General features: G+C 41.9%; 4 protein-coding genes and 1 pseudogene. 1 reads left to right on the forward strand and 4 read right to left on the reverse strand.

All coding sequences use genetic code 11. From position 1 onward, the window contains the following. Nucleotides 1–98: 98 nt before the first annotated feature. Nucleotides 99–548: a hypothetical protein gene (locus H6S82_RS17650; RefSeq protein ID WP_190475275.1), complete on the forward strand. Its 450-nt coding sequence runs from the start codon at nt 99–101 to the stop codon at nt 546–548. A 54-nt stretch (nt 549–602) separates the two neighbouring features. Here H6S82_RS17650 and H6S82_RS17655 read toward each other — a convergent pair whose 3' ends face one another. From H6S82_RS17655 to H6S82_RS17670, 4 genes and pseudogenes are all read right to left on the reverse strand, one after another. Next, nucleotides 603–2,999: an ATP-binding protein gene (locus tag H6S82_RS17655; RefSeq protein ID WP_190475273.1), complete on the reverse strand. Its 2,397-nt coding sequence runs from the start codon at nt 2,997–2,999 to the stop codon at nt 603–605. A 95-nt stretch (nt 3,000–3,094) separates the two neighbouring features. Further along, nucleotides 3,095–3,448 (reverse strand): hypothetical protein, encoded by a 354-nt coding sequence (locus H6S82_RS17660; RefSeq protein ID WP_190475271.1) that lies wholly within the window; start codon nt 3,446–3,448, stop codon nt 3,095–3,097. 72 nt (nt 3,449–3,520) lie between these two features. Beyond that, nucleotides 3,521–4,285, reverse strand: a complete 765-nt coding sequence (locus H6S82_RS17665) for a hypothetical protein (protein WP_190475268.1) — start codon at nt 4,283–4,285, stop codon at nt 3,521–3,523. Between the two features lie 5 nt (nt 4,286–4,290). Then, a pseudogene (locus H6S82_RS17670) lies at nt 4,291–5,078 on the reverse strand (hypothetical protein); the annotation flags it as partial.

Here is a 5,078-nt window from a genome sequence, read left to right on the forward strand (position 1 = left end):
TGGAAAATGTTAACCCTCATGGAGATTAACGGTTTCAAAACCTTCGAGAACTTTACGCTTGATTTATCTCCTTTCGGGGTGATATTAGTGGTATCAGTTTGCTTGCTTCTTCCAAAACTAACAAATGGCAGGGGCCACAGTTAAAGTGGTATCGTTCGGTTATCCCGATTTTAGAAGAGTATTTTCAACAAGCAGGTAATTCAACCGATAATGTTGAACAAAAGAATGGTTCATCACCTGAGACTGAGGCTAGTAATTCTAACCATTCAAACCATAATTCAGCTAGCAACAAAGCTAACGCTAAATCCAAGAAAGCTTGGACAATAGCAGAAAGATTGAAAGAAAAGGGTATTAAGAGTAATCCTGACCAAATTGAGCTAATCCAAAGTTTCGCTGACGATTATTACCAAGCAAAACACGGTACTAACCCACCAAAATTAACCAATCGCAGAATCCCCGTATCTAGTTACCCAGGCGAGGAAGCGATTGAATTAATTGATAAAGCTATCGATACCGTTTTCAATCCTAAGAAAAAATCAGATGCTTAGAAATTGGCAAATTAACTCGAATATTGGTAAGTCCCCATAGAAATTACCGTGGCTTCACCTCGCTTTTGATGCCAATCCTTCAGTTTCAACATACATTTTTGTTAAATCGCTAATAGTATCCAATCGTAGCTCTTCAACCAATTGAGTAAGTGCAATTTTGAGTGGATTTTGCAACTGAGGAATTTGGTCGAGTAGTTCTTTAACTTTTTGGTCATCCCCAAGCGACGCTGCTTGATGAAGTTGAATTAGCAACTCTTGAGGCAGCACAGAAAGCGATTCAGGAGTAAGCTTTTGAACTAACTGATACTGCTCTTGCAAATTGGAAGATTCCGCTTCGTAGACGTAGCGAACACCCAAATAAAATGCCATCTTCTCAAAAATTACCGTTTCTCGGAACGGTTTAGGCACAAAATCATTGCAACCAATATGAAAAGCTTTTTCCCGCTCGACATCAAAGGCGCTAGCCGTCAAAGCAATAATCACCGTCTCTTCACCTTCCGGCTGTTTTCTGATGAATTGAGTAGCTTGATAGCCATCCATTATCGGCATCCGAATATCCATCCAAATCAGGTGCGGTTTGTGTTGCTGCCACAACTTAATAGCTTCCTTGCCATTGGATGCTTGCCAAACTTGGAAGCCTACTTCCTTACAGCACTCACTTAAAAGCAAACGATTTTCCCATTGGTCGTCAACAACCAAGATGCGATACTTTTGTTGTAATGGTGCTAAACCAATAACTTTTGGAGGTGATAGATTATTTTCAACTTCACTAACTTCAGCCAAACCAACTCGAATATAAAACCGGAAAGCGGTGCCTTTACCTAGTCGGCTTTTCACTCGGATATCACCACTCATTAGTTTAATAAATTGACGACTAATGGGCAGTCCCAATCCAGTTCCGGTTTGACTGCGCCTACCAGTTTCAGTTTGCACGAATGGTTTAAATAAAGACCCTAATTCCTCTCGTGCAATACCGGAACCCGTATCGCTAATACAAAAAAGTAAAGCTTTAACTTTTGACGATTGCTCGTCAGGAGATAGACGCAAACGGTCAGTTACTTGAACTTGAAGTGTGACACTGCCGGAAGAAGTAAATTTAATCGCATTTTCTAAAAGATTCATTAAAACTTGGCGCAATTTGCTTTCGTCAGTCCGTATATATTGCGGAACTTTTTTAGAGCGTTGGAAAATTAATTGCAAACCTTTCAAGTTAGCTTTGGGCAACAACATCTGTTCGATGTCATCGAGTAAAGCATAGAAGTCAAAAGCGATTTCATCGAGCGTCATCTGACCCGCTTCAATTTTAGACAGAGACAAAATATTATTGATAAGTTTTAACAGGTGTGAGCCACTTCGATTGATAACATCCAGCCTTGACTGCTGAGAGGGAGTCGTTAGCTCGTGACGAGTCATCTGTTGAGCAAAGCCAAGAATTACATTGAGTGGCGTTCTCAATTCGTGACTCATATTAGCGAGGAAAGTAGTTTTAGCATGATTAGCCGCTTCAGCTGCCTTTTTTGCTTTTTTGAGTTCCTCGTTTTTCTGTTTTAGTTGGCGAATTTTAGATTCGACTTTCCGTTCCAGGATATTAGAGTAATACTCGGATTGAGAACGATATTGTTGCAATTGTTGGCTCATCTGGTTGAAAGCACGAGCCAGATATTCTAGTTCGGCGACATTACTTCCTAACACCTCTTGGTTCAGGTTCCCTTGAGCAATTGCTTGCGTAGCCTCAATTAATCGCCGTAGTTTGAGTTCGATTCTTAGAGAAATAAATAATAGCAGTGCGATAGAGAGAATCAGCGCTAGCAAACAAAGCACGAACGTGATGCGAGTATTGGCGTTCACCTGGTTCATAAAATCAGTTTCAGGGACGACAGCAACAATTAACCAATCTATACTGTGCTTGTTCTCAAAACCCGATTCGGAAAAGGGTTTGACCTGGAGTAAATATTTGTCGCCATTAACATTAAAATTGAGCGTCTCGCTCTTTTCAATCGCATATAAATTATCGAAATGTTTTCTCAAAAATTCGATTGAATATTTAATGATAGTTTGCTGGTGAATTAATTTTTGTGGAACCAGATAATCGGGAATATCTTTCGTAGTAGGAGTAGAGTAAGCAATGATTTTTCCCGAACGATTGAGAATAAAAATTTGACTATTAGGGCTGATTTGTAAGTCTTTCAAAACAGACTGCCCGCTCTCTTGAGCCATCTGGTCGGCATTAGGCAAACTATCGAAGTAGTCTAAGGGTTCCGAGATGCGTTTAGTTGCTTGTTGAAGTAACTGTGCCACCAAGTCGTTCATTGTCTGCTTGCTGGCAATAAATGATATCCACCCAGTTAGCCCAACGGATGCAGTAATCAAAAGAGCAAAGGGAACTGTTAAGAGTAAGCGCAGCGGTAAAGGCGGCGAATTCTTTTTAAGCTTATTTCTCAGATGTCTCATCAGCCTCAAATAATCACTTCGTCTGTCTTTTTTCGTTAATAACTCAGTCCGAATAACTTACGGTTCAGCCTGAAGTTATAAACCTTTGTTAGATATCACTTAAGCCGGATAGATTCCAATAGCTGTTCGATTGTCAATACTCCAATTGTTAGATATCGCACCAATCCAGGAATTTTGTTAAACGGTGCTACGGGGCAAGCAAACATTGTGATGACTGCATTAGCAATCATCCCCCGAATGTTGCCAGTGAAAGATGCTTGTAAAAGTAGCAAAATTCCCAGTCCGACAAAAAACCAGTGCCAAATTAAATAGCTTTGAAAAAAATCGTTGTAGCCTTCATTTAATCTTTCAATAAATTGTTTGAATCGAACGAGCCTGTTAATGATAGTTGATAGCCCCAGAGCGAATGCAGTTTTTATTAGATTGATGAAAACTGTGAAGATTTGCATATCCAAAAATAATGGAACTATCAACTACTAGAAAAGAAAATTAGTCCTCGACAGATAAGCTAACTTCAATCCTTATTCTCTGGATACCTGAACCGGAATGGGAGTTGAGGAAATAGCTGGTTCTTCTCTAGCAATCTTGACGAGTTCAATAATTATTGAGAAATCTACTCCTACCTCTCGGGCAGCATCGATTGGCGATAAGTTTTGATTTCTCAGTTTGTCTAAAAACTGTTGCACTTGATAAACAACAGGGTCATTAGCTGTCGTGTACCTTCTGGCGATCGCAATTGACAATCCTCTTTCTACTTCTGATGTTCTAATGTTCCGACCTGTACTAATATCCGAACTAGGGGGATTTCCAGATTGTTGAACTGTAGCAATCCGAATTCCCAATTGGTCTTGCCGATTATTGGTTGGTACGACGTTAAAAGTGTAAAGTCGCTGTGTACCTCTAGAGTCCACTGTTTTTATGGAAAGGCTGGTGATTTTGGCAGTAGTAGCACCAGGGAATCGCAATGGTAGAATCGATCGCAAAAATACAGTTTTAGCGCGACCGTCTGATAATTCTGTATCAGTACCGAACACGAGACGAGAGGGGTCGGCAATCATTACATAGCTAACCACCTCATCAGTTTGGCTGAAGTCGATCGCACTTGCTCGCCCTGGATACACTTTGACATCGATCGCGCCATTAGCAGCAACATCGCGATTTACTATTCGATAACCATTTGATGATTGGGCTAAGGTGGTTATCGGGCAAGTGCAAGCAGCGATCGCTGCTGTCAGTAAAGACCAACCAAGGATTTGGAGATGGGGGAATTTTTTGCAAGTCTTCATGGCTTTTACCGATTAACGTTGAGAAAACTATTGAGAACGAGCGAAACCTTAGTTCCTTTCGGAAGCATTGCAATATTGGGGCGATTTAAAAGTTCTTCGACCGCTTTATCGGAGCGTTTTTCAAGTCGTCTGGCTAAAGGAGTAAAAAAGCCATCGAGGACGGCAGACCAAAGTTGGGGGTCTCGGCTTTCTACAGTAATGGTGTCAGAAGAAAACCCACCGCTCTTTACACTGCTGCGACTTCTCACTCTGGGTGAGGTTAAAACTTCTCCAACTCGTCCCGCTCCAGATAGCAGGTTTTGTGGTGAATTGCCGATCGCAACTGTCAAAAATTCGGAAGTGCGATCGCTAGAAGTTGGTAAAGAGCTAGACGAGGCAGATTCATCGACGATATGTCCCAGTCTATTTATTGAGCGCTGTGGAGTCACTTGTGCTGTACTGGGTTCTGCTTGTGAGCGGCGAGGATGCGATCGCGATCGCATCCTCGTGTCTGATGGCAGGCGATCGTCAACGGTAATGGGAACCGCTGTATTGTTTGTAAGTACGCTGTTTGAGGCTTGTTCTTTATCAGATGGTTTTGAGGATACCTGAATTTCAGAGATTAACGGTGCTTCAGAAGGAGGAATGTCTGCACCAGTCGGTACGGAAGCGTTTTGGAGTCCAACAGAAGAGTCGCTCTCAACGTTTCCCCTAGTTTGACCCAACTGCGCCAGCTGGTTCCACCGCTCGAAAGGGTCAACTTTTTCGGTAGTAGGCGCTGGAGTTGCTATCGGTTTGGGGGTAGGTTCGGGGG

The sequence above is a fragment of the Planktothrix sp. FACHB-1355 genome (assembly GCF_014748295.1).
Taxonomy (GTDB): domain Bacteria; phylum Cyanobacteriota; class Cyanobacteriia; order Cyanobacteriales; family Aerosakkonemataceae; genus Aerosakkonema; species Aerosakkonema funiforme_A.

Bases quoted from the DNA above. Each gene is read 5' to 3' on its own strand.
- H6S82_RS17665 (WP_190475268.1), bottom strand. From the start codon at position 4,285: ATGAAGACTTGCAAAAAATTCCCCCATCTCCAAATCCTTGGTTGGTCT.
- H6S82_RS17655 (WP_190475273.1), bottom strand. From the start codon at position 2,999: ATGAGACATCTGAGAAATAAGCTTAAAAAGAATTCGCCGCCTTTACCG.
- H6S82_RS17660 (WP_190475271.1), bottom strand. From the start codon at position 3,448: ATGCAAATCTTCACAGTTTTCATCAATCTAATAAAAACTGCATTCGCT.